This is a genomic window from Chromohalobacter sp. 296-RDG, assembly GCF_029889885.1.
Taxonomy (GTDB): Bacteria; Pseudomonadota; Gammaproteobacteria; order Pseudomonadales; family Halomonadaceae; genus Chromohalobacter.
In genome coordinates this window covers 1-24,490 of the sequence record NZ_JARANY010000007.1, presented here as the reverse complement: position 1 = coordinate 24,490, position 24,490 = coordinate 1, and the positions used below count along the sequence as shown (strand labels likewise).

At 61.4% G+C, this 24,490-nt stretch carries 23 protein-coding genes; 8 read left to right on the top strand and 15 right to left on the bottom strand.

Translation table 11 applies throughout. The features are described from left to right. Positions 1-16: 16 nt before the first annotated feature. From nuoI to ndhC, 8 genes are all read right to left on the bottom strand, one after another. Positions 17-553 carry an NADH-quinone oxidoreductase subunit NuoI gene (nuoI, locus tag OP495_RS04635; RefSeq protein ID WP_348521297.1) on the bottom strand — a complete coding sequence of 179 codons (537 nt, stop codon included), beginning with the start codon at positions 551-553 and terminating at the stop codon, positions 17-19. A gap of 27 nt (positions 554-580) precedes the next feature. Then, positions 581-1,567 (bottom strand): NADH-quinone oxidoreductase subunit NuoH, encoded by a 987-nt coding sequence (gene nuoH, locus OP495_RS04630; protein ID WP_280562564.1) that lies wholly within the window; start codon positions 1,565-1,567, stop codon positions 581-583. Next, entirely contained in the window at positions 1,564-4,323 is a 2,760-nt protein-coding gene (gene nuoG, locus OP495_RS04625) for an NADH-quinone oxidoreductase subunit NuoG (RefSeq protein ID WP_280567547.1), read from the bottom strand. Before nuoG ends, nuoH begins: the two co-directional genes overlap by 4 nt. Positions 4,324-4,357: 34 nt before the next feature. Then, entirely contained in the window at positions 4,358-5,698 is a 1,341-nt protein-coding gene (gene nuoF, locus OP495_RS04620; protein ID WP_280567545.1) for an NADH-quinone oxidoreductase subunit NuoF, read from the bottom strand. 16 nt (positions 5,699-5,714) lie between these two features. Further along, positions 5,715-6,227 (bottom strand): NADH-quinone oxidoreductase subunit NuoE, encoded by a 513-nt coding sequence (nuoE, locus tag OP495_RS04615; RefSeq protein WP_280562561.1) that lies wholly within the window; start codon positions 6,225-6,227, stop codon positions 5,715-5,717. 1 nt (position 6,228) lies between these two features. After that, positions 6,229-8,007 (bottom strand): NADH-quinone oxidoreductase subunit C/D, encoded by a 1,779-nt coding sequence (nuoC, locus tag OP495_RS04610; protein WP_280562560.1) that lies wholly within the window; start codon positions 8,005-8,007, stop codon positions 6,229-6,231. Between the two features lie 68 nt (positions 8,008-8,075). Continuing rightward, positions 8,076-8,756, bottom strand: coding sequence for an NADH-quinone oxidoreductase subunit B family protein (locus OP495_RS04605; protein WP_280567543.1), 681 nt, complete (start codon positions 8,754-8,756; stop codon positions 8,076-8,078). Positions 8,757-8,849: 93 nt separating this feature from the next. Further along, positions 8,850-9,266 carry an NADH-quinone oxidoreductase subunit A gene (ndhC, locus tag OP495_RS04600; protein WP_280567540.1) on the bottom strand — a complete coding sequence of 139 codons (417 nt, stop codon included), beginning with the start codon at positions 9,264-9,266 and terminating at the stop codon, positions 8,850-8,852. Between the two features lie 458 nt (positions 9,267-9,724). Here ndhC and thiD point away from each other — a divergent pair, with 458 nt between their 5' ends. From thiD to dtd, 3 genes are all read left to right on the top strand, one after another. Continuing rightward, the gene (gene thiD, locus OP495_RS04595) at positions 9,725-10,558 is read left to right on the top strand and encodes a bifunctional hydroxymethylpyrimidine kinase/phosphomethylpyrimidine kinase (RefSeq protein ID WP_280567537.1); all 834 of its coding nucleotides are present in this window, start codon (positions 9,725-9,727) and stop codon (positions 10,556-10,558) included. A 177-nt stretch (positions 10,559-10,735) separates the two neighbouring features. Further along, complete coding sequence (locus OP495_RS04590; RefSeq protein ID WP_280567534.1) at positions 10,736-11,593, top strand: universal stress protein; 858 nt, start codon at positions 10,736-10,738, stop codon at positions 11,591-11,593. Positions 11,594-11,620: 27 nt separating this feature from the next. Next, on the top strand, positions 11,621-12,058 hold the full coding sequence (dtd, locus tag OP495_RS04585) for a D-aminoacyl-tRNA deacylase (RefSeq protein ID WP_280567532.1): 438 nt from the start codon (positions 11,621-11,623) through the stop codon (positions 12,056-12,058). Positions 12,059-12,109: 51 nt separating this feature from the next. Here dtd and OP495_RS04580 read toward each other — a convergent pair whose 3' ends face one another. Beyond that, positions 12,110-14,044: an ATP-binding cassette domain-containing protein gene (locus tag OP495_RS04580; RefSeq protein ID WP_280567530.1), complete on the bottom strand. Its 1,935-nt coding sequence runs from the start codon at positions 14,042-14,044 to the stop codon at positions 12,110-12,112. Between the two features lie 65 nt (positions 14,045-14,109). On the opposite strand from OP495_RS04580, the gene OP495_RS04575 reads away from it, so the two are divergent. From OP495_RS04575 to OP495_RS04565, 3 genes are all read left to right on the top strand, one after another. Further along, a complete protein-coding gene (locus OP495_RS04575) occupies positions 14,110-14,625 on the top strand; it encodes a TIGR02444 family protein (protein ID WP_280567527.1) in 516 nt (171 codons plus the stop codon). Between the two features lie 208 nt (positions 14,626-14,833). Continuing rightward, entirely contained in the window at positions 14,834-15,457 is a 624-nt protein-coding gene (locus OP495_RS04570; RefSeq protein WP_280567525.1) for a TRAP transporter small permease, read from the top strand. A gap of 47 nt (positions 15,458-15,504) precedes the next feature. After that, positions 15,505-16,788: a TRAP transporter large permease gene (locus OP495_RS04565; RefSeq protein ID WP_280562548.1), complete on the top strand. Its 1,284-nt coding sequence runs from the start codon at positions 15,505-15,507 to the stop codon at positions 16,786-16,788. Positions 16,789-16,923: 135 nt separating this feature from the next. On the opposite strand, the gene dctP is transcribed toward OP495_RS04565, so the two are convergent. Next, the gene (gene dctP / locus OP495_RS04560; protein WP_280567523.1) at positions 16,924-17,949 is read right to left on the bottom strand and encodes a TRAP transporter substrate-binding protein DctP; all 1,026 of its coding nucleotides are present in this window, start codon (positions 17,947-17,949) and stop codon (positions 16,924-16,926) included. A 146-nt stretch (positions 17,950-18,095) separates the two neighbouring features. Between dctP and OP495_RS04555 the strand changes: the two genes are divergently transcribed. Continuing rightward, positions 18,096-18,833 (top strand): FKBP-type peptidyl-prolyl cis-trans isomerase, encoded by a 738-nt coding sequence (locus OP495_RS04555; RefSeq protein WP_280567522.1) that lies wholly within the window; start codon positions 18,096-18,098, stop codon positions 18,831-18,833. Between the two features lie 390 nt (positions 18,834-19,223). Here OP495_RS04555 and OP495_RS04550 read toward each other — a convergent pair whose 3' ends face one another. After that, the gene (locus OP495_RS04550) at positions 19,224-19,715 is read right to left on the bottom strand and encodes a hypothetical protein (protein WP_280562545.1); all 492 of its coding nucleotides are present in this window, start codon (positions 19,713-19,715) and stop codon (positions 19,224-19,226) included. 118 nt (positions 19,716-19,833) lie between these two features. Between OP495_RS04550 and OP495_RS04545 the strand changes: the two genes are divergently transcribed. After that, entirely contained in the window at positions 19,834-20,748 is a 915-nt protein-coding gene (locus tag OP495_RS04545) for an AEC family transporter (protein ID WP_280562544.1), read from the top strand. A 342-nt stretch (positions 20,749-21,090) separates the two neighbouring features. Here OP495_RS04545 and trmB read toward each other — a convergent pair whose 3' ends face one another. The 4 genes from trmB to OP495_RS04525 form a co-directional block, all read right to left on the bottom strand. After that, on the bottom strand, positions 21,091-21,840 hold the full coding sequence (gene trmB / locus OP495_RS04540; RefSeq protein ID WP_280567519.1) for a tRNA (guanosine(46)-N7)-methyltransferase TrmB: 750 nt from the start codon (positions 21,838-21,840) through the stop codon (positions 21,091-21,093). 57 nt (positions 21,841-21,897) lie between these two features. Then, entirely contained in the window at positions 21,898-22,698 is an 801-nt protein-coding gene (locus tag OP495_RS04535; RefSeq protein ID WP_280562542.1) for a thiazole synthase, read from the bottom strand. A gap of 79 nt (positions 22,699-22,777) precedes the next feature. Beyond that, positions 22,778-22,978, bottom strand: a complete 201-nt coding sequence (gene thiS / locus OP495_RS04530; RefSeq protein WP_280562541.1) for a sulfur carrier protein ThiS — start codon at positions 22,976-22,978, stop codon at positions 22,778-22,780. A gap of 56 nt (positions 22,979-23,034) precedes the next feature. Continuing rightward, on the bottom strand, positions 23,035-24,490 hold a 1,456-nt coding region (locus OP495_RS04525), incomplete at its 5' end, for a sodium:alanine symporter family protein (RefSeq protein WP_348521296.1).

The window sequence follows — 24,490 nt, the reverse complement described above, 5'->3', positions numbered from 1 at the left end:
GTAAGGGCATCCCTGATCAGGGCATCAACGACTTGACGTTGATCGGCTCGGCTTCGTTCTGCGCCTCGCCCTTGTCTTTTCCGGCGATCGACAGCCCCGCCACGCGATAGAAGTTGTAGTTATGATCCTTGCCCGGGCCGGAGATCAGCAAGTCTTCCTTCTCGTAGACCAGTTCCTGGCGCCGAAACTCGCTCATCTCGAAATCCGGCGTCAGTTGGATCGCCGAGGTCGGGCAAGCTTCCTCGCACAGTCCGCAAAAGATGCAGCGTGAAAAATTGATGCGGAAGAATTCCGGGTACCAGCGGCCATCCTCTTGCTCGCCCTTCTGCAGCGAGATACACGCTACCGGGCATGCCACTGCACACAGATTGCACGCCACGCAGCGCTCCTCGCCGTCGGGGTCGCGGGTCAGCACGATACGTCCACGATAGCGCGGCGATAGATAGACCGATTCTTCCGGATATTGCAGGGTCTCGCGCTTGCGGAAAGAGTGCATGAAGACCATGCCCATCGTCCGTAGCTGCGATCCGGTCCCCGCGAGCAGTGATTTAATCTTCACGGTATCCTCCAGTCTCGACGCTTAGCCACCGGCGGGGCTGAATACGAGAATCAGCGCACCGGTCACCAGTAGATTGATCAGGGTCAATGGCAGGCATATCTTCCACCCGAAGCTCATCACCGCGTCATAGCGGGGACGCGGCAGTGCCGCACGCAGCAGCACGAAAAAGCCCACGAACACGGCAGTCTTGAGCAGGAACCACACGATAGGCGGCAGCCACGGGCCGTGCCAGCCACCCAAGAACAGCGTCACGATCAGCGTCGATACCAGTACGATGCCCACGTACTCGCCGATGAAGAACATGCCCCATTTCATGCCCGAGTACTCGACGTGATAGCCATCGGCCAGCTCCTGCTCGGCCTCGGGCTGGTCGAACGGGTGACGGTGCGTCACAGCGATGCCGGCGACCAGAAAGGTACAGAAGCCGAAGAACTGCGGCACGATGAACCATACCGTTTCCTGGGCGGCAACGATCTCGCGCATATTGAACGAACCGGCCATGGCCACCACCCCCATCAGCGACAAGCCTATGAAGACTTCATAGGACAGTGTCTGCGCCGAGGCGCGCATCGCCCCCAGCAAGGCGTACTTGTTGCCGCTCGACCATCCACCGAAGAGCACTGCATAGACGTTGATGCCCGCCATGGCGAAGAAGAAAAGCAAACCGATATGCAGATCGGCCACCCCCCAACTGGGCGTAATGGGAATGACCATGAAGCTCAGCAACAGCGATGCCATGGCGATGGCCGGCGCCAGCACGAAGAAGGTACGATTGGCGAACGGCGGGATCCAGTCTTCCTTGAAGAGGATCTTGAGCATGTCGGCGAGAAGCTGCATCACCCCGAACGGCCCAACGCGATTGGGGCCGTAACGATCCTGCCATAGGCCCAAAAGACGCCGTTCCAGCATGGTCAGCAGCGCCCCTGCACCCACCGCAGCGATCAGGATCACCAGTGCTTGAAAAAGCGCGAACGCGATCGCCTCGACCTGTGGCGTCCACCAGCTCATGCGCTCACCTCCTGGGGTTCGAGATGGGCCCACTCAGGCTCGGCCAAGGGCAGTCCCGACTGATCCGGCACGCCGATCATGCCATCGGGCCACGCATCGCTGATCGCCACCGGTAGCGTTAGATGTCGTTCTCCCAGGTTGAGCGTCAACGTGGCATCCGGCGATATCCGCAACCGCTCAGCGGCCCCGCGCGACAGGGTGAAGCGTGTCGCGGCCATGCGCGCCTGGATCGGCTCGGCCCGCGCCGAGGTCTCGTCGCCCCCGAACAACCGCGCCTGCGGTACCGCCAGCCATTGGTCGTCACGCGCAGCGAAGCTTGACGGCAGCGTTCGCGCATAGTCGTAATCCCCGGGCAGTGGCCCCAACAACCGCACACCGGGATCGCCAGCCCGCAGATGTCCACCGACCTCGTCCTGGAACTTGTTCCATGCTTGCGGCGAATTCCATCCCGGCGCCCAGGCAAACGCCACTTCGCGGCGTGGCTCGGCGTGACCGGAATAGCCCTCCATGGAGAACGCGAACGGTGTGTCGGCGTCCTGCGGCGCACGGGGTTCGCTGACATCGAGGTTGGCACGCATCGCCGTGCGACCGCTATAGCGGTGAGGCTCGCGCGCCAGACGCAGCCCATGCACACGATAGGCGGCGCTCAAACCGGCATCGCCGGCCGGCGCTAGGGCGGGATACGTCATGGCCATGTCACGCGTCACTTCATCGAGCGTGAGTGGCGTCATCGCCTGACGTTCGACGCTGACCTTGAGCGCGTTGAGCCACCGCCAGCTTTCGCGGATGCGCGTTTCGGGGCGGATATAGCTGGGCTCGAAGACCTGATAGAAACGCTGAGCCCGGCCCTCCAGGCTGACCAGAGTGCCATCGCTTTCGGCAAAGCTCGCCGCCGGGAGTCCGATGTCCGACTTGTCCCAGGTCGCGGTGCGCTGATGATCGAGCGTGACGATGCAACCGGCACGCTGCAGGGCGGCGTCGACCTGACCCGCATCGGCCCGCGCATACAGGTCATTCTCGAGAATCACCACGCCATCGGCCTCGCCGCTAGTCAAGCATTCCAGAGCCCAATCCAGCGATTGTCCACCCAGCAGCGACAGGCCGGTGCTATTGGCCTCACGGCGCACCAGCGACAACGCCCCGGGCCGTGTCCGCCGCGCCAGGGCGCGCGCCACGTTGCCGGCCGCCTCGAGCACCGCTGGCGTCCCCAACGTGCCACCCGAAACCACCAGCGGACGCTGGGCCGCCATCAAGGCCTCGGCAATACGGCTTGCAAGCGCTGTGGTCACATCGTCGAGGGCGTCCGGGCACGGCGCCTCGGGGTCGATGTAGTGCGCCACGGCGAAGCCGAATCGCGCGATGTCATCCGGGGCGGCGTGATAGGTCCGCTCCGCCAGCTCGTCCAGTTCGGTGGCATCCGGCGTGGCCATGAACAGTGGATGACGTTCATCTTGGGCTATGGTCTTGACTGCTTCGGCATTCCAGGATGGGATACCACGCTCGGCGGCCAGCGCCTCGCCCTTGGCGTTGACCGCCTGGCGAATGGCCAGGGCCATGCGCGCGGCGCTATTGATGAGGTCCTCGCCGAGCACGAACACCGCATCGCAGTGCTCGATCTCGCGCAGACTCGGCGACGGCAGGCCACAGCGAGTATTGAGCTCGTTCATGCGGACCAGCAACTCGAGTTCACGGGCGGCGATGCCGGTAGAGAAGTTGGCATCCCCCACCAGCGTGCGCAGCATATGGTTGCTCTCCAGGCTCGCCCGTGGAGAGCCGATGCCGATCACACGACGCGCATTGCGCATGCCATCGGCGGCACGGTCCAGCGCATCGTCGATTTCCAGACTGATGGTGCCGGCGACCACGCCCGAATCGCCCCCAGCGGCGACACGCTGGCGCTCGCGCCATTCGGGTACGCGCGGACGATCCTCGCGGTTCACGTAGCCGTATCCGAAACGCCCGCGGTCACACAGGAAGTAGTGATTCACTTCACCGTTGTAGCGGTTCTCGATCCGCCGAATATCGCCGTAACGCTCGCCGGGGCTGATATTGCAGCCTACCGCGCACTGATGGCAGACGCTGGGCGCGAACTGCAGGTCCCACTTGCGGGTGTACTGCTCGGAGTGGGTCTGGTCGGTGAACACCCCGGTCGGACAGACTTCGGTGAGATTGCCGGAGAAGGGGCTCTCCAGCGTGCCTTCCTGAAAGCGCCCGAAATAGACGTTGTCGTGCGCCCCGAAGGCACCCAAGTCACCGCCGCCGGCATAATCCTGATAGAAGCGCACGCAGCGATAGCAGGTGATGCAGCGGTTCATCTCATGGCCGATGAACGGCCCCAGGTCCTGGTTCTTGTGGGTACGCTTGCGGAACCGGTAACGACGGCTATCGTGGCCGGTCATCACCGTCATGTCCTGCAGATGGCAGTGGCCGCCTTCCTCGCAGACCGGGCAGTCATGCGGGTGATTGATCATCAACCATTCGATGACGTTTTTGCGAAAGGCTTTGGCTTCGTCATCCTCGATGGAGATGTAGGCGTCCTCCTGTACCGGCGCCATGCACGACATCACCAGTATGCCTTGGGTGTCGTCGGCATTCTTGTACTGCTTGACCGCACACTGGCGACACGCACCGACACTGCCCATGGCCGGGTGCCAGCAGAAATACGGAATATCCAGCCCTAGCGACAGGCACGCGTGCAGCAGATTGTCGGCGCCGTCGACCTCGTAATCCCGGCCATCAACGTGAATCGTTGCCATTATCGCTCCTCGCCCGTCGTCATCGTCACGTCGTTCATACGCTACCTACCGGGATCGGGTCGGCATGCGCCTTACCCTGGCCACGCGTGACGCCACGCTCGAATTCATCGCGGAAATAGTGAATCGCCGACGCCATTGGCATGGCCGCGCCTGGCGCATGCGCGCAGAAAGTGCGCCCTGGCCCCAGGTCCACCGCCAGCGATTCCAGCAAGTCGATGTCTCCTCGCTCGCCCTCGCCAGCCTCCAGGGCCTGCAGGAGTTTGACGCTCCACGGCAATCCATCGCGGCACGGCGTACACCAGCCACAGGACTCGCGGGAGAAGAATTCCTCCAGGTTGCGTGCCAGTGACACTACGCTCTGATCGTCGGCAACCACCGCGATGAGCCCGGTGCCCAGACGGCTGCCGGCATTGCCGATGGTGTCGAAATCCAGGGCCAACTCGAGATGCTCGGGCAGCAGAAAGCCGGTACTCCCGCCACCGGGTAGCCAGGTCTTGAGTGTATGGCCATCGCGCATGCCGCCGGCACGCTCCATCAACTCGCTGCCCGTGGTGCCCATCGGCAACTCCCACAGGCCTGGGTGCTTGACCTTGCCCGAGACGCCGTACAGCTTGGTGCCGCCATCACCGCTCTTGCCCTGGGACAAGCCTTGATACCAATCCGCCCCGTGCAGCACGACGGATGGTACGTTGCACAGCGTCTCGACGTTGTTGACCACGGTGGGCTTGCCCCAGGCCCCACTTTGCCCCGGAAAGGGTGGTTTGGCCCGCGGGTTGGCACGCTTACCTTCCAGCGAGTTGATCAGCGCGGTTTCCTCGCCGCAGATATAACGCCCGGCGCCGGTATGCAGGACGATATCGAAGTCCCAGCCGCTACCGGCCACATCACGCCCCAGCCAGCCATTGGCACGCGCTTCTTCCAACGCGCGCTGGACCGTGCGCGCGGCATCGACGTATTCGCCGCGCATGAAGATATAGCCCTGGTAGGCATTGTTGGCGAAGCCGGCGAGGATCATGCCCTCGATGAGCAGATGCGGCTGCTGTTCGAGCAACAGACGATCCTTGAAGGTGCCGGGCTCCATTTCGTCGGCGTTGCAGACGATATAGCCGCGCGGGATGCCCTCGCCCTGCATGGTCAGGCTCCACTTGAGCCCGGCGGAGAACCCACCACCACCGCGCCCACGCAGATTGGCGGTCTTCAACTCGTCGATCAGCGCCTTCGAGGTCAGGTCTCGAAAGGCGCGTTCGACGCTGGCGTAGCCCTGCTGCTCGCGATAGGCGTCGAGCATTACCGGCGTGCCATCATCGTTGAGCCGAAAGGTCAGCGGGTGCGTTTCAGGGCGGCGTTCGTCGCGGTCTTGCAGAATCCGGCTCATGCCTCGTTCTCCCAATTCATGCGTACCCCTCCAGCAGCGTGGGGATCTCCTCGGGCGTCACCGGCCCGTAGGTATCGTCACCGATCATCAGCGCCGGGCCGCGATCGCAGGCGCCGAGACAGCACACCGGAAGCAGCGTGAACCGGTCATCCGGTGTGGTCTGCCCGAAGCCGATGCCCAGATGCGCAAAGAAGGCATCACGCAGGACTTCGTAATCGGTGAGAAAGCAAGAACTGCTGTCACATATCAGGATCACGTGGCGCCCCACCGGCTGGCGGAAGATCAAGCTATAAAACGTCGCCACTTCCTCGACGCTTGCCGGCGCTACGCCAAGCTCGCGCGCGATGGCGTCAATGGCGGCGTCCGGCACCCAACCATGGCGCTTCTGCACGATCTTGAGCGCCTCGATGCTGGCCGCCTGCGGCTGCGGGTAATGCTCGCGCTCATGAGCGATGGCCGCCCGATCCTCGTCGTGCAGCACGAAGCCGTCGGTGGCAATGGGCGTGGAAGTAGTCGAAGCGTGTGTCATGTCAGCGGTCCACGTCGGCCATCACGAAATCGATACTCCCCAGATGGGCGATCAAGTCCGGTACCAAGGCACCGCGCACCGCTGCAGGGATCTGCTGCAGATGCGGGAAACTGGGCGTGCGGACGCGCGTGCGATAGCTCATGGTGTTGCCATCCGAGGTCAGGTAATAGCTATTGATGCCCTTGGTCGCCTCGATCATCGACAGCGACTCGTTGGGCTTGAGCACGGGGCCCCAGGAGACCTGCAGGAAATGCGTGATCAGGGTTTCGATGTGCTGGAGCATCTTCTCGCGCGGCGGCGGCGTGGTCAGCGGATGATCGGCCTTGTAGTCGCCGGCCGGCATATGATCGACGCATTGCTGGATAATGCGCAGGCTCTGGCGCATCTCGTCGATGCGCAGCTGGCCCCGGTCGAAGGCATCGCCGTTGGCCCCTAGCGGCACCTCGAAATCGAAATTCTCGTAGCCGGAATAAGGGCGCTTCTTGCGTAGGTCGAAGTCGCAGCCGGTGGCGCGCAGATTGGGCCCGGTGACGCCCCATTCGAGCGCCTCACGGGTGGTGAAGGCAGCCACCTGTTTGGTGCGCTCACGAATGACGGCATTTTCCATCATCGCGCGCTCGTATTCGATGAGTCGCTTGGGCATCCAATCGAGGAAGCCCTGAACCAGCTTGTCCCAGCCATTGGGCAGGTCGTGCGCGGTGCCACCGATGCGATACCACGCCGGGTGCATGCGAAAGCCGGTAATGCCCTCGATGACCTCATAGGCCTTCTGGCGATCGGTGAAGGTGAAGAACACCGGCGTCATCGCACCCAGGTCCTGCAGATAGGTGCCCAGGAACAGCAAGTGGCTATTGATGCGGAACATTTCCGCCATCATCACACGAATGGTCTTGGCGCGATCGGTCACCTGAATACCTGCCAGCTTTTCCACCGCCATCACATACGGCAGGTTGTTCATTACCCCGCCGGTGTAGTCGATACGATCGGTGTAGGGAATATAGCTGTGCCAGGACTGACGCTCGGCCATCTTCTCGGCGCCGCGATGGTGATAGCCGATATCGGGGACGCAGTCGACCACGACCTCACCGTCGAGCTGCAGGACAATGCGGAAGGCACCATGCGCGGAGGGGTGATTGGGCCCCAGGTTGAGAAACATGTAGTCCGTGTTCTCGTCCTTACGTTTCATGCCCCAGGATTCGGGGTCGAAACGCAGCGCTTCCTGCTCGGTATCCTGCCCTTCCACGGTCAGCGTATAGGGATCGAACTCGGTAGCGCGCGCCGGATAATCCTTGCGCAGTGGATGCCCATGCCAGGTAGGTGGCATCAGCAGACGCGTCATGTGCGGGTGTCCGCGGAAGTCGATGCCGAACATGTCCCAGACTTCGCGCTCGTACCAATTGGCATTGGGGTAAAGACCCGCGACGCTGGGCACCTCGAGGTCGCGCTCGGAAAGCGCCACCTTGAGCATCAGATCTCGGTTTCGCGACACCGACATCAACTGATAAAAGACCGTGAAATCCGCAGGGGGCAAATCCGCGCGATGGCTACGCAGACGCTCGTCGATGGCATTCAAGTCGAAGAGCATCTCGAAGGGCTCGGGCATGTCCCGCAGGAAGCCGAGCACCTCGAGCAGGTGCTCGCGGTCGAGCCACAGGACCGGCATGCCGGTGTACGTCGACTGCTCGGCGAACACGTGGTTACCAAAGCGCGCGAATAACGCCTGGACCACCGGGTCATCGGCGTGCAAGTGATTGGCGTATGGCGATTGAACTGCGCTCATGATCGGTTTTCATTCCCCGGCAAGGTGGATCGACTTCGGATGACAGGCGATGGCATCAGGTACTGGACCTACACCTCATCCGGGGAACGCAGTTCCGTCACGGCGATACGCCGATCGCGATTGGCCTCGCGTTGCGAAGGCATTTCGGCTTGATACACCCCCTGGTCACCAACCACCCAGGAGAGCGGACGACGTTCTTGCTGGATGGAGTCCTGAAGCAGTTGCAGCCCTTGTAGAAACGCCTCGGGACGCGGCGGGCAGCCCGGCACGTAGACGTCTACAGGGAGAAACTTGTCGACGCCCTGCACCACCGAGTAGATGTCGTACATGCCCCCGGAATTGGCGCACGACCCCATCGAGATCACCCACTTGGGTTCGAGCATCTGATCGTAGAGTTGCTGGATGACCGGCGCCATCTTGATGAAGCAGGTGCCGGCGATAACCATGAAATCGGCCTGGCGCGGGGAAGCGCGGATGACCTCGGCCCCGAAACGGGCCACATCATGTGGCGCGGTAAAGGCAGTGGTCATTTCCACATAGCAGCAGGAGAGGCCGAAGTTGTACGGCCACAGGGAGTTTTTGCGCCCCCAGTTGACACTATCGTTGAGTACATCTTCCAGCTTGCCGGTGAAGACGTTGCGATGAAGCTGCTCTTTCATCGGGTCATCGGTGGTTTCGCGCTTGTCCAGCGGATAGCTTGCGCTATCCGGCGCCGGTTCGCTATCCGCTTGCGTCAGGGTATATTGCATGATGCGCCTCGAAGCTCTGAAAAAGAAAATTCGGGTATCTGGCGCTATGCCGGTCTTCGCCGGCTCAAGACCGCCTCCAGGACGGTACGCTCATCAATCCGTCACGATATCGGGCGATTGACCGCGTTTGCGCGGTGCCCACTCAAGGGCACCGACACGACTATCGTAGATCAATCCCGCCAGCAGGATGAAAATGAAGACAGCGGCGCCCGCAAAGCCTTCCCAGCCCACCTCACGGACCGATACGGCCCAGGCGAACAGGAACACGGCTTCGATATCGAAGATCACGAACAGCATCGCAACCAGATAGAACTTGACGGAAAAGCGTTGGCGGGCATTGCCAGTACCGACAATGCCAGACTCGAAGGGGAGGGACTTGCTACGGCCACGACTACGACCACCGAGCAGACTCGCGGCACCGATCATCAGGGCACATAACGTGAAAACGGCTATTATGAATAGCCCCACGGCCCAATATTCAGCGATCAGCGCGGTTGCCTCATCGGTCATTGCCATGCCTCACAAGCAGCGGATAGCGCGGTAGGGCGCTACCCCAATATTCGTTATCATCGAGGTGCGCACACCTCGTAGCGCCATTCACGTTGCCTGCGTGTGACGAGTCCCTACAATTCTAGGGGATTTAGCAGCGCCTGTCAGGAAGACCAGCGATAAAGTTAGTAAGTTAACGCCATGTCGAACTCCATGATCACCACTCGCCGGACTTGTTCGGTAAGTCATCACTTACGCTGGAAGCTTTGTTCAGTAAAGAGTGTTTTAAGACGAAATGATCCTGCGAGGTAGCCTCGCCTCTCGCCAGGCGTCAACGAAAGTCTCAGTTACCCAGATACATCCCGATTTGCTTCATCACATCCTGTTCGCCGAACGTTTTGCCGGTATCCTACGCTCCACGCAAGCGCCCAAGCCACCACAATGGGCGCGCACTACGCCTGAACACTGAAGGTTAGTTCATGTCCACCGCTCAGACACCGCCCAATGTCCTCACCATCGCCGGCTCCGATCCTTCGGGTGGCGCCGGACTACAGGGGGATATCAAGACGTTTTCAGCGTTGGGCGCTTACGCCACAAACGTCATCACGGCAGTGATCGCCCAGAACACGCAGGGCGTAAGTACCGTGCACCCGATCCCCGCCGAGATGATCGCCGAGCAACTCGACAATCTGCTCGGCGATGTGCGTATCGATGCAGTCAAGATCGGCATGGTGGCGAGCATGGATGTCGCCACGACGATTCGCGACGCTCTGACCCGCTACCGGCCACGCTGGGTCGTGCTCGACCCCGTGATGGTCGCCAAGAGCGGTGACATCCTGGTCGATCGTGCCGGCATTCGCGCGGTGCGTGATGTGCTGGTTCCCCTGGCCGATGTGATCACCCCCAACCTGCCGGAGGCAGCGGTGCTGCTGGATGTCGACACCCCACGCACCACGCAGGCGATGGCAACATTGCTCCCCGAGCTGACGCGCATCGGCGCCCCGTATGTGGTGCTCAAGGGCGGGCATCTCAGCGGTAACGCCTGCCCGGATCTGCTTGCAACTCCGCAGGGTGTGGAATGGCTCGAGGCACCGCGCATCGCCACCCAGAACCTGCATGGCACCGGTTGCGCACTGTCTTCGGCGGTGACCGCCTATCTGGCCCACCTGCCGGCAGAGGCCAGTGCCCATACCGATATTCACGCGGCGATCGGCGACGCCAAACGCTGGCTGCATACGGCATTGGACGCCAGCGTGCATCTCGATGTCGGCCAGGGGCGGGGGCCGGTGCATCATTTTCACGCCTGGTGGTAAGCGCGCATAGGCATACGCTGCGCTTATCGTGACCGCGTACTTGCAGAGAGCGCCGGGGGCAACCATGCTTTGCTTCACCGCAATGCTCCCATGACGTAGCGGTCACTACCATCCGGCTCGACGTCAGCGCGGTGTCGCCTGCATTCGCACGCCGCCTTCTCGCAGGAGGGACGTATCATGCCTCAGACCTTATTACTGGCTTGCGACCTGTCCGCCGAAAACCGTGCCGCTTTCGCACGTGCCGTGAAACTAGCCCATGCCCAGGGCTGCCGCTTGGACATCCTCCACGTCCTCGATCCCTATCTGCCACATCAGGCGCTGCACGACCTGGAGGCCGGCGTCGTCCACGAGCTCGAGCGTCAGTTGACCGACATTCGCGAGGATTACGCGCTTACCGCGCCCGAAACCTTGATACAGACGGTCACCGGGGCGCCCTATGCCGAAATAATCCGCGAAGCGCATGACCGCGATGCCACCATGATCGTGCTCGGCACCCACCGTAAACGCGGCCAACACGCGCTGGTCGGCGGCACGACCCTGGCCCGAGTGATGAGCCGCGCGCCATGTCCGGTGCTCACCGTCAGCCACAGCCCCGAGCAGACATGGCAAGATGTGCTGGTGCCGGTGGATTTTTCGCTGGCCAGTCGCCACACCCTGCGTGACGTTCTGACCCACTTTCCACAAGCACGCCTGACGCTACTGCATGCCTGGCACTTACCCGGCGACGATGAAATGGGCTCCGATAGCGGCTATGCCCGCTGGCGTGAGCGTGAGCTCGCCGCGCGACGTATCCGCCTGGAAGCGGAGATCGACAAGCTCATGGAAGAGGTCGGCGACGTGCCGGAGCTCGAACTGGTCCTCGAGCAAGGCGAACCCGGCGAGGTGCTGATGGATTATCTGCGTCGTCAACCGCCCGATCTGCTGGCACTCGGACATCAGGACCTGGCGCTCTTCGGCCGACATCAACCGGCGCCCTTGATCGAACGCCTGCTTGCCGAAGTGCATGTGGACATGATGGTATGCCGAGCCTGGTAGCCACTCACGCCCCCAAGGATCCTCACCATGAAAGCCGTCATTCAGCGTGTCCGCCATGCCAGCGTCGACGTCGACGAGCGTACGACGGGCAGCATCGAACAAGGCGTGATGGCCTTGATCGGCGTGGCGCCCGAGGATACCCAAGCTCACGCCGACAAGATGTTGCAGAAACTGCTCAAGCTGCGCATATTCGGCGACGAGGCAGGCAAGATGAACCTCAACGTACAGCAGGTGGAAGGCGGCGTGTTGCTGGTGCCGCAATTCACCCTCATGGCCAATACTTCCAAGGGCCTGCGGCCGGGCTTCGATGGCGCCGCGACACCCGCCCACGGCGAGGCAATGTTCGATTACCTGGTGGCTCAAGCACGGCAGGCGTGGTCGCGCGTCGCCACCGGTGAATTCGGCGCTGACATGCAGGTCTCGCTACTCAACGACGGGCCAGTGACCTTTATCGTCGAGACATAATGGTCGCCGGCCCGCGCTCATGCGTCCGGAACGGGCACCCGCTTCCGGGGTTCAGGCGTCATCCGTCAGCGCCGCTTCGCGCTCTTCGATGGCCTCTTCGGCCTCCAGCCAGCGCTGTTCAAGCGTCTCGAGACGACTCTGCGCATCGCCCTGGCGCCCCAACAAGTCGGTCAGCTCTTCCTTGCGCGCACTGTCCTGGTACAAGCCTTCATCGGCCAGCGCCGTTTCCAGTTGCTCCAGCTCTGCCTGAGCCTTGCTCATGTCACGTTCGACGTTGTCGCGCTCGCGCTTGAGCGGCCGCAACTTCTCACGCAACTCGGCGGCGGCGCGGCGCGAGGCCTTGCGATCACCCTTGGGGATATCTGCGGCGGTCTGACGCTCGGCCTTTTCCTGGCGCGCATCGCGCCGTTCGCCCTCGAGGCGCTCCTTGAGCCAGGCACGATAGTCGTCAAGGTCGCCATCGAAGGCAGTGACACCGCCATCCACCACATGCCAGAACTCATCGACGCTGGCGCGCAGCAGGTGGCGATCATGGGAGACGATGATCACCGCTCCCTCGAACCCGGCCAAGGCTTGGGTCAGGGATTCGCGCATTTCCAGGTCGAGGTGGTTGGTCGGTTCGTCGAGCAACAACAGGTTGGGTTTTTGCCAAGCGATCAACGACAGCGCCAGGCGTGCCTTCTCCCCCCCGGAGAAGTTCCCCACGCTGGCGAAGACGTCATTGCCGTGAAACCCGAAGCCACCCAGGAAGTTGCGAATCTCCTGGTCGCTGGCCGTGGGCGACAGCCGCTGGATGTGCACGAACGGCGTCGAGCTCACGTCGAGATGCTCGAGTTGATGCTGGGCGAAGTAACCGATCGCCAGGTTATCGCCGGGCACGCGCTTGCCCTCCAGCAACGATTGCTGCGCCGTTAGCGCCTTGATCAGCGTCGATTTGCCCGCCCCGTTGGCACCCAGCAGCCCGATCCGCTGTCCCGGCAAGATGCTCATGCTGACGTGCTTGAGCAACGGTGTTTGACCATATCCCAGCGTGGCGTCATCGAGCACCAAAAGCGGCGAGGAGGTCTTGTCGGCACTGGGCAGGGTGAAGTGAAACGGCGAATCGGCATGCGCGACGGCGATGGTTTCCATGCGTTCCAGCATCTTCAGGCGACTCTGTGCCTGACGCGCTTTGTTGGCCTGGGCGCGAAAGCGCGCCACAAAGCGCTCGATCTCCTCGCGCCGAGCTTGCTGCTTAGCCGCTTCGGCCTGGGCACGCGCCTGACGCTCGGCCCGCGTGTGCTCGAAGCGCGAATAGTTGCCGCGATACAGCGTCAACTGGCGTTGTTCGAAGTGCACGATGTGATCGCACACCGCATCCAGGAAGTCGCGGTCGTGGGAAATCAGCAACAGCGTGCCGGGATAGCGCGTCAGCCACTGTTCGAGCCATAGCAAAGCGTCGAGATCGAGGTGGTTGGTCGGCTCGTCGAGCAGCATCAGATCGGACGGCATGAACAGCGTCTGCGCCAAGTTGACGCGCATCCGCCAGCCCCCCGAGAAGTCCGACAGCGGACGATACAGGTCAGCCTGCGTGAAGCCCAGCCCAACCAACATTTGCTCGGCACGCGGCCGCGCGGTGTAACCTTCGAGCGCTTCGATCTCGCCATGCAACTCGGCCTCGCGATGGACCGCACCACTGGCCTGCGCCTCGGCCAGGGCCTGTTCCGTCGTGCGCAATTCGGTGTGGCCATCGAGGACATGCTCGACCAATGCTCGATCGAGCGCTTCCACCTCCTGCGCCATATGCGCAATGCGCTGCCCACCGGAAAGCTCTACCGTGCCGTGCTCCGGGGTCAGTTCTCCCAGCAACAGCTTGAAAAGACTCGACTTACCCGAGCCATTGGCACCCACGATACCCGCCTTGGTGGCATCGTGCAGCGTGAGGTCGGCGTTCTCGATCAGCGGCTGGATCCCGCGTTGCAGCGCGAGTTGGCGAAATGCGATCATGCCCGCTCCGGTGGTAATTCAGTGAGTTCCGCCGCCATGCCCGCCAGGACGGCTGGAGAATGACCATGCATTCTACCCAATTGTGCGATGTCCTGCGGAATCCACCGCTTTGGGATTATGCCTTGACGTTGTATCAGCGCCCCGAAGTCGCCGATGCCTGCTTACAGCTACAAGATACGGCAGGGGCAGATGTCTGCGAATTGTTGTGGCGCTGTTGGCTCGATCATCATGCGCTTGTGCCCACCGAGAAGGCGCACAACGCGTTGGATGAAGTTCGCGCCTGGCAAGCCGAGGTCACACAACCGATCCGTCATCTACGTCGCATGCTCAAGCCACGTGCGCGAGACGAACATGACGTGGCGACGCTGCGCGATCATCTCAAGGAAGCCGAGCTACTCGCCGAACACGAAACACTGCGCCAGTTTCAGGCCATCAGTGAGACGTCGCATGCCATACGCAAGCATCGAGCCGACGACGCCAGCCTGACAATGCAGCTGACACGCTGCCTGGTCATGCAAGGGCCAGCGCAGGAAGCCGCACTGGCAACGCTGACCACCCAACACACGGCGCACCATCCGTAAGACGTTGTCTCTTCGCAGCCAGCTCAACGTCCGAAAGCGTCTATCACGCATGTGTGGAAACACCATTGACGAGTGGCGCTCACCCCGCAAACTCTGTAGGTTTTATAGAAGCCAGTCCGATTGACCGTGACACCTTCACGACGGTACGGACGTCGAGATCCATGCCATTCGCACGCCGAATCGGCCATCACAAAAAGGACTCTACGACATGACACCTTCACAGCCTGGCAATAGCGATGAAAAAACTGAATCACGCAGTGCCTTGCTTCGTGTACTGGGCACTATCGATCATGGCCTGGGCATCATCGAGCGCGTGATCATCGCGGGGGGCATACTCGCCATGGCCGCGCTCATGAGCGGTCACGTCGTCGGCAATCTGCTGTTCGAGCAAGGTATCCCCGGGACCTACGAAGTGACCGAGATGCTGATCGTGGTGATCACCTTCGTCGGTGTCGGCTATGCAGCCCGCAATGCCCGCCATATCAGCATGTCGGCAATCTATGATCAACTCAGCGGCCGCTGGCGCAAGGCACTTCTCATCCTGATTTGTCTGGGCACTGCAGTGTTGATGTTCTATTTCGCCGACAAGTCCATCGACTATGTCATGACCATTCACGATCGCGGTCGCAGCAGTGCGTCACTGAGTATTCCACTCTGGATTGTCTATCTCGCCCTCCCCGTCGGTTTCATTCTAGCCGGCGTGCAATACCTGCTCACCGCCGTGCGCAACTTGGTCAGTGACGATATCTACCGTGCCTTCAACCAAAAAGAGGCATACGACGAAGTGCCCCCGGAAGCGGAAGAAGGCAATGACGCACGTCGCGATGCCTGAATTTCTTCTCCGCAACACGACCGCCATCAACGCGAGGACGTAAAACAATGCTAACTTGGCTAGCCGTGATCATGCTGGCACTGCTACTGCTCGGGTTCCCGATGATGGTTCCCCTGGCGGCGGGAACGCTTTTCATGATGTTCACAGACATGACGTTTTTCGGACCCGACCAGGCCGTGAGCTGGATGATCAACGGCATCGGCAGTTGGGTGCTCGCCGCCGTCCCCATGTTCATCTTCGCCGCTGACATCCTGACCAAAGGCCATACCGCCAACCGTCTGCTCGATGTCGTCGACGTCTTCACTCGCCATGTCCGCGGGGGCTTGCCCATCACCACCGCCGCCTCGTGCGCCCTATTCGGGGCCGTCTCGGGCTCCACGCAAGCCACCGTGGTCGCCATGGGCGGACCGATGCGTCCTCGTCTCCTGGCACGAGGCTATCCTGACAGTTTCGCTCTGGCCCTAATCATCAACGCCAGCGATATCGCGCTGCTGATTCCGCCCAGCATCGGTTTCATCGTCTACGGCGTGGTCATGAAAACATCGATCGGCGATTTGTTCCTCGCCGGTATCCTTCCTGGCCTTCTGATCCTGGCCATGTTTGCCGTGTACTGCTATATCAGCGCACGCCTGAGAGGCATCGACCCCGAGCCACGCGCCACCTGGGCGGAACGCTTCAAGGCGGTGCGCAGAGTCATTCTGCCGATGGGATTTCCGGTGCTGGTGGTCGGCGGTATCTACGGCGGCTTCTTCAGTGCCGTCGAGGCCTCGGCAGTCGCAGTGGCCTATGCTTTTCTTCTAGAGGTCGTCATCTACCGTCAGGTATCGATCCGTGACCTCGGTAGCCTGGCACTCTCCACCGGCATGATCACCGCCGTGGTCTTCATCCTCGTCGCCATCGGCGCGGCGTTCTCGCAGACCCTGGGCACCGCCGGCGTGCCGGAGCAGATCCTCGGCCCCATCATCGACGGTATCGGCGACAACCAGTTCCTGGCATTGCTGCTGATCGCTGCGGCCTTCTTTGTGGGCTGCATGTTCGTCGACCCAATCGTGGTCATTCTGATTCTGGTGCCGATCTTCAAACCACTGGTCGACGCCACCGGACTGGACCCGGTGCATGTGGGCGTGATCGTTACCCTGCAGGCGGCCATCGGCTCGGCCACTCCACCGTTCGGCTGCGATATCTTTACCGCCATCGCGGTATTCCGCCGCCCTTACATGGAAGTAATTCGCGGCACACCGCCATTCATTGCCATCTTGGCATTGGCAACGATCATCTTGATCATGTTCCCGCAGATATCGCTGCTGCTTCCCTCGCTCGGCGGTGACTGAGTGCAACCGGCCCGGCCCTCGTCGGGCCACATTTCATGCCACTACCGACGGCCAAACGTATAAAAACCCCGGAAGCTCAACGCTTCCGGGGTTTTTCATGCGGTCTTTCAGTACGTCAGTCGTTGACGGTCAAGCTTATTCCGCCTTGTCGTCAGACCGATCGACATGGTCCAGCACGATGTCCAATGCTTTCTGACCACGTTCGCCGACCATATCGACGTAGGCCTGACGCACCGGCTCGGCCAGCTTACGGAAAGCATTACGCTCATTCTCGTCCAAATGGACGATGCTGATGTCGCTCTTGTCCTTGATGGTCTCGAGACGTTCGGAGTTGAACTGGGTCTGAATATCGTGACCCTTCTGGACCATCTCGTCGAGCGTGGACTCGAGCATCTCGCGCTGATCGTCGGACAGGTCGTCGTACCACTCCTCGTTACCGATGAAGTTGGCGATGAACTGCGACTGCTCGGCAAAGATCATATAATCCTGCACTTCATAGAAGCCCATGTTCTCGTGGGCGAAGACCGGCTGGATGTTGCCTTCCGCCTGGCCTTGCTGCAGGGCGCTGTAGAGCTCACCGTAGGCGATGGTGATGGGCGAGGCGCCATAGGCCTCATAGGTCGAGCGCAGCAGACTGTTATCCATGACCCGGATCTGCAGGTTGTCCATATCCTCCGGGGTACGAATTTCCTTGTTGGCCGTCCAGACCTGGTACCCTTCGGGCAAGGCCCCCAGCGGCACCAGCCCGCGCTCACGGAACGAGTCCTGCCAGGCATCACTCTTGAGGAAGTCGTCGGAGTTGAGAATCTCGGCCGTCTCCATCTGGTCGTTCGGCATGACGTAGTTGAGACTCATCAACTGGCTTTCCGGGACGGTACCGCCCAAGAAGCCGGAGCCGAAGCCGAGCGGAATGGCGCCGCTCTGGATGGCGTCATACAACGCCGAGTAGCTTGACCCCCAGGAACCATACGGCAGCAACTCGACCGTAATGTCGCCGTCGCTCTTTTCCTCGATCAATTTCTTGAACTCTTCCGCATAGCCGTACTGCACGCTACCTTCGGTCTCCTCGAGACCAAAACGCCAGGTATCGGCAGACGCCGTGGAGGCGACACCGACTAGGCCTAACGCCGTGATACTCAGAACGATATTGCGCAGTTGCATAGAGTTCCCTCTTTCTTATCAATGTAGATTCAGAGAAGAGCAAAGTCGCGTCGATGTCAAGTCGTCCCCCTTCGCGCGGGTGCGCAACGGCACCGGTACTGGTACAGTCGAGGAGCGGTGTTTGTTTATTTTGCTAAGGAGTTTTCATGAAACGTTTGATGACAGCTGTGGCTTTCGGCGGCCTCGTAGCGACGCCGCTGCTGACCATGGCTGCCCCGCAGAGCGACGAAGCCAAGCTCAGCTATAGCATTGGCGCGACTCTCGGCCAAAGCATTAAGCAGGACATCTCGGATCTCGATACCGACGCCTTCACCCAAGCGGTCAAGGACGTTTACGCCGGCGACGACCTGCAGATGAGCGATGACGAAATCGCCACCACGCTCTCTGACTTCAAGAAGCAGAAGATGGCCGAGCAAAAGAAGAAGATGGCTGAGCAGAAGAAAGAAAAGGCGCAGTCAGCCGAAGAGAACCGCAAGGCCAGCGAGGCGTTCCTTGAAGAGAACGCCAAGAAGGACGGTGTGAAAGTCACCGACTCGGGGCTGCAGTACAAGGTACTCGAATCCGGCGACGGTGAAACACCCAGTTCCGACGATACCGTGAAGGTCAACTACGAAGGCAAACTGCCCGACGGTACCGTGTTCGATAGCTCCTACGAGCGCGGCGAACCGATCACCTTCCAGGTTGGCCAGGTCATCGAGGGTTGGCAGGAAGCACTACAGAAGATGCAGGTAGGCGATACCTGGATGCTCTACGTACCCGCCGATCTCGCCTATGGCCAGGGTGGCACCGGTGGCCCAATCGGTCCCAACCAGGCACTTACCTTCAAGATCGAGCTGCTGGGTATCGAAGCCGGCGACGACCAAGAGGCGTCGGCCGACGAGTAAGCGCTCGTCACGCCAGGTGCCTCGCGAGGCGCCTGGCATTTCTCTTCATGCTGTTCTCGCCTTGCTGCGCATTGCCTTCTTTCCGGACGCTTCGCTGTGCGTTTTCCACACCCCTATATCCATCACTACCTGTGGATAGTTTTGTGGAGCGTCTGTGGCTTGGCGGTGAAAACCGGCTTTCCTGACCTCATGGCGCCCTTTCATGATGCTCGCCTGCCGTCCAGCACGCCTCGCAGTCACATCAAAATAATCATCAAATTATTGTTTTAACTGATTTTTTTAAAAATTCGCCATCTAGAGAAGGGTGCAGAGTAAGCGTTGGCTTACCCACAAGCCGCATGGCAAGGGCGATTGCTATAATGTGGACAAATGTTACTAGGCATGCCGCACCTAGCGGTGAATATCGAAATCGAACCAGCTTCCCTCTTGCCCCTCAGGGGTCTCGAGAATCACCTGTGCTCGCCACGGCATGACCGTTTCCGTGCAAGGACGGAGTTCGCCCACGCCCCGGAAGTGGCCATCACCGACTTCTTCCAACGCGACCCGAGTAAGGCCCATATTCATGTCACGTCCGACGAACTCCACGACCGCGGACTCCACGTCGATCCCGGATGTCTGCACATCCAGCGTCAACGGCTCGTACGAGGCGAAATCGCCGTGTATCTCGAAACGCAATGTCCCGCTCAAGCCGATATCGGTACGGCACGCCCCGTCGCGCAGATCGCAATGCATGCGCGGGGGGTACCAGGTGACGTTCTCGCGCGAATCACGCAGGTAATAATCGGCGAGATAACCAGCCGCTACCAGCACCGTCACCAGCGTCACTAGCGTGAGTAGATTGAGCAGCGGAGATCTTACCGGGTCTTCATCATGATGTTGCATATCGTTAGGTCGAATCCCATCACCCAGGGGCATCGCGCTAAGCTTACCAGTTCGTGTCCCGGCGAGCTTGGCTGCAGTCAGCGTCCGGTGTCCATGAAGTTACGCAAGCGGAGGCACAATGAGCGGTGTCACTGGGGCCCTGGGCCCTCTGTTTTTACTGATTCTACTCGGCGCCCTGCTGGGTTGGCGGCGTTTTCCCGGAGGCGATTTCTGGCCCGCGATGGAACGGCTGATCTACTTTCTGCTATTCCCCGCAATGCTGGTCTCGACGCTGGCCACGGCGGATGTCGCGCAGGTGCCGGTTCTCCGTCTGGCCGTGGTATTGATGGGCACCATGGCGCTGTTCGCGCTGGGACTCTGGTGCGCACGTCATCGCCTGGCGCTGGCGCCGCCGGCGTTCACCTCGGTGCTGCAAGGCACGCTGCGCTTCAATACCTACGTAGGTGTCGCCGGCGCCGCCGCGCTGCACGGCCAGGCCGGAGCGACGGTGGCGGCGGTCGCCGTGGCATTGATGGTCCCGCTGGCCAACATTCTCTGCGTGAGCGGTTTCATTGCCGCAGGCACGCTGGGATCTTCCAGTCTGGGGCGCAGCCTGGCCGCGCTGCTGCGTAACCCCCTGATCCTGGCCTGTGTGCTCGGTATCGCCCTCAATGTTACCGGCATCGGTCTGCCGGGCTGGCTGGGCAGCGCCGTCGAACTCACCGGCCGTGCCGCACTCCCGCTAGGGTTGATTGCCGTAGGCGTGGCCCTGCGACCCAATGCCCTTGCCGGCAGCGGGCACGCGTTCTGGTACTCGGCCACGCTCAAGCTCGGCGCCACTCCCGTGGTCGTGCTGGCCCTGGCCTGGCTGACCGGGCTCGACCCAGTGAGCCGCGACATCGCACTGCTGTTCGCCGCCCTGCCCACCGCCACCTCGGCCTATATCCTTGCCCGCCAGCTCGGTGGCGACGCCGAGCTGATGGCGGCGCTTATTACCGGCCAGACGCTACTGGCCATGGTGACGCTGCCGGCGTGGATGGCACTGGCAGGCTAAGCCTCTTGATACATACTAAGTGAAAAATATTCTCGTTACGCTTGACGACTCAAATGAGAATGGTTTACCTTAACAACCGTGGCGCTGCCAAGCGCCACTGACCTAAGCAGCGAATGTCAGGTTCCTGCCCATGGTTATCTCCTCATCAAGCTAGTCACGGTCTTTAAGCCGCCCACCCGGGCGGCTTTTTTTACGCGCATCCGGTCCGGCGCCAAGGGAGGCGGCACTTTGTCAGCATCTTGTCAGCCGTGTCGTGATTCAGATCAGCCAGAATCGAAAAAACCGCCAAGCAGCGGTTTTCGTGGGAATCAGCGTTCTGTAAGAGCGGTGCTGCAGCGTGCACTATCCGTCCTCACGGGCATAGATCAGATCCCAGACCCCATGGCCGAGCTTTTCGCCACGGCTCTCGAACTTTGTCAGCGGGCGAAATTCCGGTCGCGGTACGTAGGGCGAGCTCTCGGCCAATGCCGTATTGCGATAACCCGGCGCCGCCTCCATGATCTCGACCATATGCTCGGCATAGGCCTCCCAATCGGTTGCCATGTGCAGATAGCCACCAGGCGCCAGACGCGTGCGCACCTGTTCGACGAAGGCCGGCTGCACGATCCGCCGCTTGTGGTGCTTTTTCTTCGGCCAAGGATCGGGGAAGAACAGCTGCAGCCCCGCCAGGCTCGACTCGGGCAAGCACTTGTCGAGCACTTCCAGGGCGTCTTCACGGTACACACGCAGGTTGGTCAGACCGCGCTTATCCGCCTCGTCGAGCAACTTGCCGACCCCCGGCGCATGCACCTCGATGCCGATGAAGTCGGTCTCGGGATGCGCGCTCGCCTGTTCGACCAGCGACTGGCCCATGCCAAAGCCGATCTCGACGACGCAGGGCGCCTGTCGACCGAAGAGCGTCTCCAGCGACTGACGGCCATCGGCAACGCTCAGCCCCAGGCGCGGCCAGACCTCCTCAAGCCCCCGCGACTGGGCAACGGTCATGCGCCCGGCGCGCAGCACGTAGCTCTTGATGCCGCGCGGTGGGCGTGTGGATGATGCCGAGGACGTCTCAGAGACGTTCTCGGAGGAAGACGATGGTGAATCACTCATGGCAAGTCTGCGTTATCGATCACATGGCGAAAGCGGCCACGTGGGCCGCATGAAAATTCAGGCATTGATGCGCCCGGCGAAGGGCGAGGATGGGCTCGCGGAGGCGCGGCGTGGCATGCGCTCGGCCAGATACGCTTCACGTCCGGCCTCAACCGCTAGCTTCATGGCATGCGCCATGCGCGTCGGTTGCTGGGCCTGAGCGATGGCCGAGTTGACCAACACACCGGCACAGCCCATTTCCATGGCCAGGGCGGCATCCGAGGGCGTGCCGATACCGGCATCGACCAGAATCGGCACCTCGGCATTGTCGAGGATGATCTCGAGCGTTGCCGGATTGAGCAGGCCGTGCCCCGAGCCGATCAACGACCCCAGCGGCATCACCGCACAACAGCCGATGCGCTCCAACTCCTTGGCAACGATAGGATCATCGCTGGTGTACACCATGACATCGAAACCGTCGTTGACCAGCGTTTCGGCGGCCTTGAGGGTCTCGACTACATTGGGGTAGAGCGTGCCATCGTCGCCCAGCACCTCAAGCTTGACCAGGTTATGACCATCGAGCAGTTCGCGTGCCAGCTTGCAGGTCCGCACCGCCTCCTTGGCGGTATAGCAACCCGCCGTGTTGGGCAGGATCGTGTAACGACTCGTCGGCAAGGCGTCGAGCAGATTGGGCTCATCGGGATTCTGGCCCAGATTGGTGCGGCGCACCGCCACGGTGACGAGTTCAGTGCCACTTGCCTCGACGGCTGCGGCGGTCTCGTCGAAATCACGGTATTTGCCGGTGCCCACCAGCAAGCGTGAGGAGAAGACGCGACCGGCGACGGTCAATGGAATGTCCTGGCGCTGATCAGCGGGCATGACGAACCTCCTGGCGTAAAGGGAGCCGCCGACACACTCGGGCCGCTATGCGGCCCCGCGCGTCGGCGAGCGAGTAACATCAGCCGCCGCCGATGGCATGCACGATTTCCACACGATCGCCCGGGGACAGGCGGATCTCGGCATGCTGGCTGCGCGGCACGATTTCCTCGTTGACTTCGACGGCGATGCGGCGCCCGGTCAATGCGAGTTGCTCGATCAACTCACTGATCGTCAGCTGGGACGCGAGCTCGCGCTGATCGCCGTTGAGCTGAATGTGCATGACGGCCTCTCACGTTAGGTGGGGAGAGACCATCATTATAACGCCAAATGCCGTGTTCAAGAATCCTTGGGCGGCCATACGTCGTCATCGACTTGTTCGGGTCGCTTGAGCACCTTGGGATCGAAGCGCGGCTCGCGCACGCCCTCGCGCCGCTGGCGCTCGTAATCCTTGAGCACGCGCATGGCGATCGGCGCCAGAATCAGGATCGCGATCAGGTTGGTGGTCGCCATCAGGCCCATGGAAAGATCGGCGAAGTCCCATACGAAGGTCAGTTGTGACACCGAGCCGATCATCACCATGGCCAGCACGGCCAGGCGCAACGCTTGTACTGCGCCCTTGGCATGGCGTTTGAACATGTACTCGATATTGACCGTGGCGAACGAGAAGTTGGCGATGATCGAGGTAAAGGCGAACAGTAGAATGGCAACGGCGATGAAGATCTCGCCGAAGCCGCCGAAGTGATCCGCCATGGCGTCCTGAGTGAGCTGGATGCCCACGATGTCCTGTCCCGGCGAATTGGCCATCAACTTCTCATAGACGCCGGAAAGCAGGATCACCACCGCCGTGCAGCTGCAGATCACCAGGGTATCGACGAACACGCCGAACGACTGTACCAGCCCCTGCGCAGCGGGGTGCTTGACGTTGGCCTGGGCCGCCGCGTTGGGCGCCGAGCCCATGCCCGCCTCGTTGGAAAACAGGCCACGCTTGATGCCATTCTCCATCGCCGTCTTGATAGCATAACCGGCCGCGCCGCCCACTGCTGGGCCATAGCCGAAGGCGCTCTTGACGATCAGCGCCAGCATCTCAGGCACCGCGGTGATATTGAGCGCCAGCACCACCAGCGCCACCAGCAAGTAGGCGACGGCCATCACGGGCACGATCTTTTCCGCCGTGCGCGCGATGGACTTGAGCCCGCCGTAGATGACCACGGCCACGACACCGACCAGAATCAACCCGGTGACCCAGTTGGGCATGCCGAAGGCCTGGTTCATGCCTTGGGCGATGGTGTTGGCCTGGGCACCGTTGAAGGCCAGGCCATAGGCCACCAGCAAAAAGAAAGCGAACAGCAGACTCATCCAGCGCCAACCCAACGTGCGTTCGATATAGTAGGCGGGACCGCCGCGATACACACCGTCTTCATGACGCTTCTTATAAGTCTGCGCCAGAGTCGACTCGACGAACGAGGTGGCGAACCCGACCAGCGCGGTGACCCACATCCAGAAGATCGCGCCCGGGCCACCGACCCACAAGGCGATGGCCACGCCGGCCAGGTTGCCAGTCCCCACGCGCGCCGCCAGCGACGTGGCAAACGCCTGAAAGCCGCTGACGCCTTCGCCGGCGCCCCGGCTGTTGAAGGTCACGCGTGCCATATGCCCGAACAGGCGAAACTGCATGCCGCGTGTCAGCACGGTGAACAACACCCCCGCGCCCAACAAGAGATAAACGAGAATATACGACCAGATGAAATCGCTGACAGGTGTCATCACCGCATAGATGGCGTCATGCAGCGGT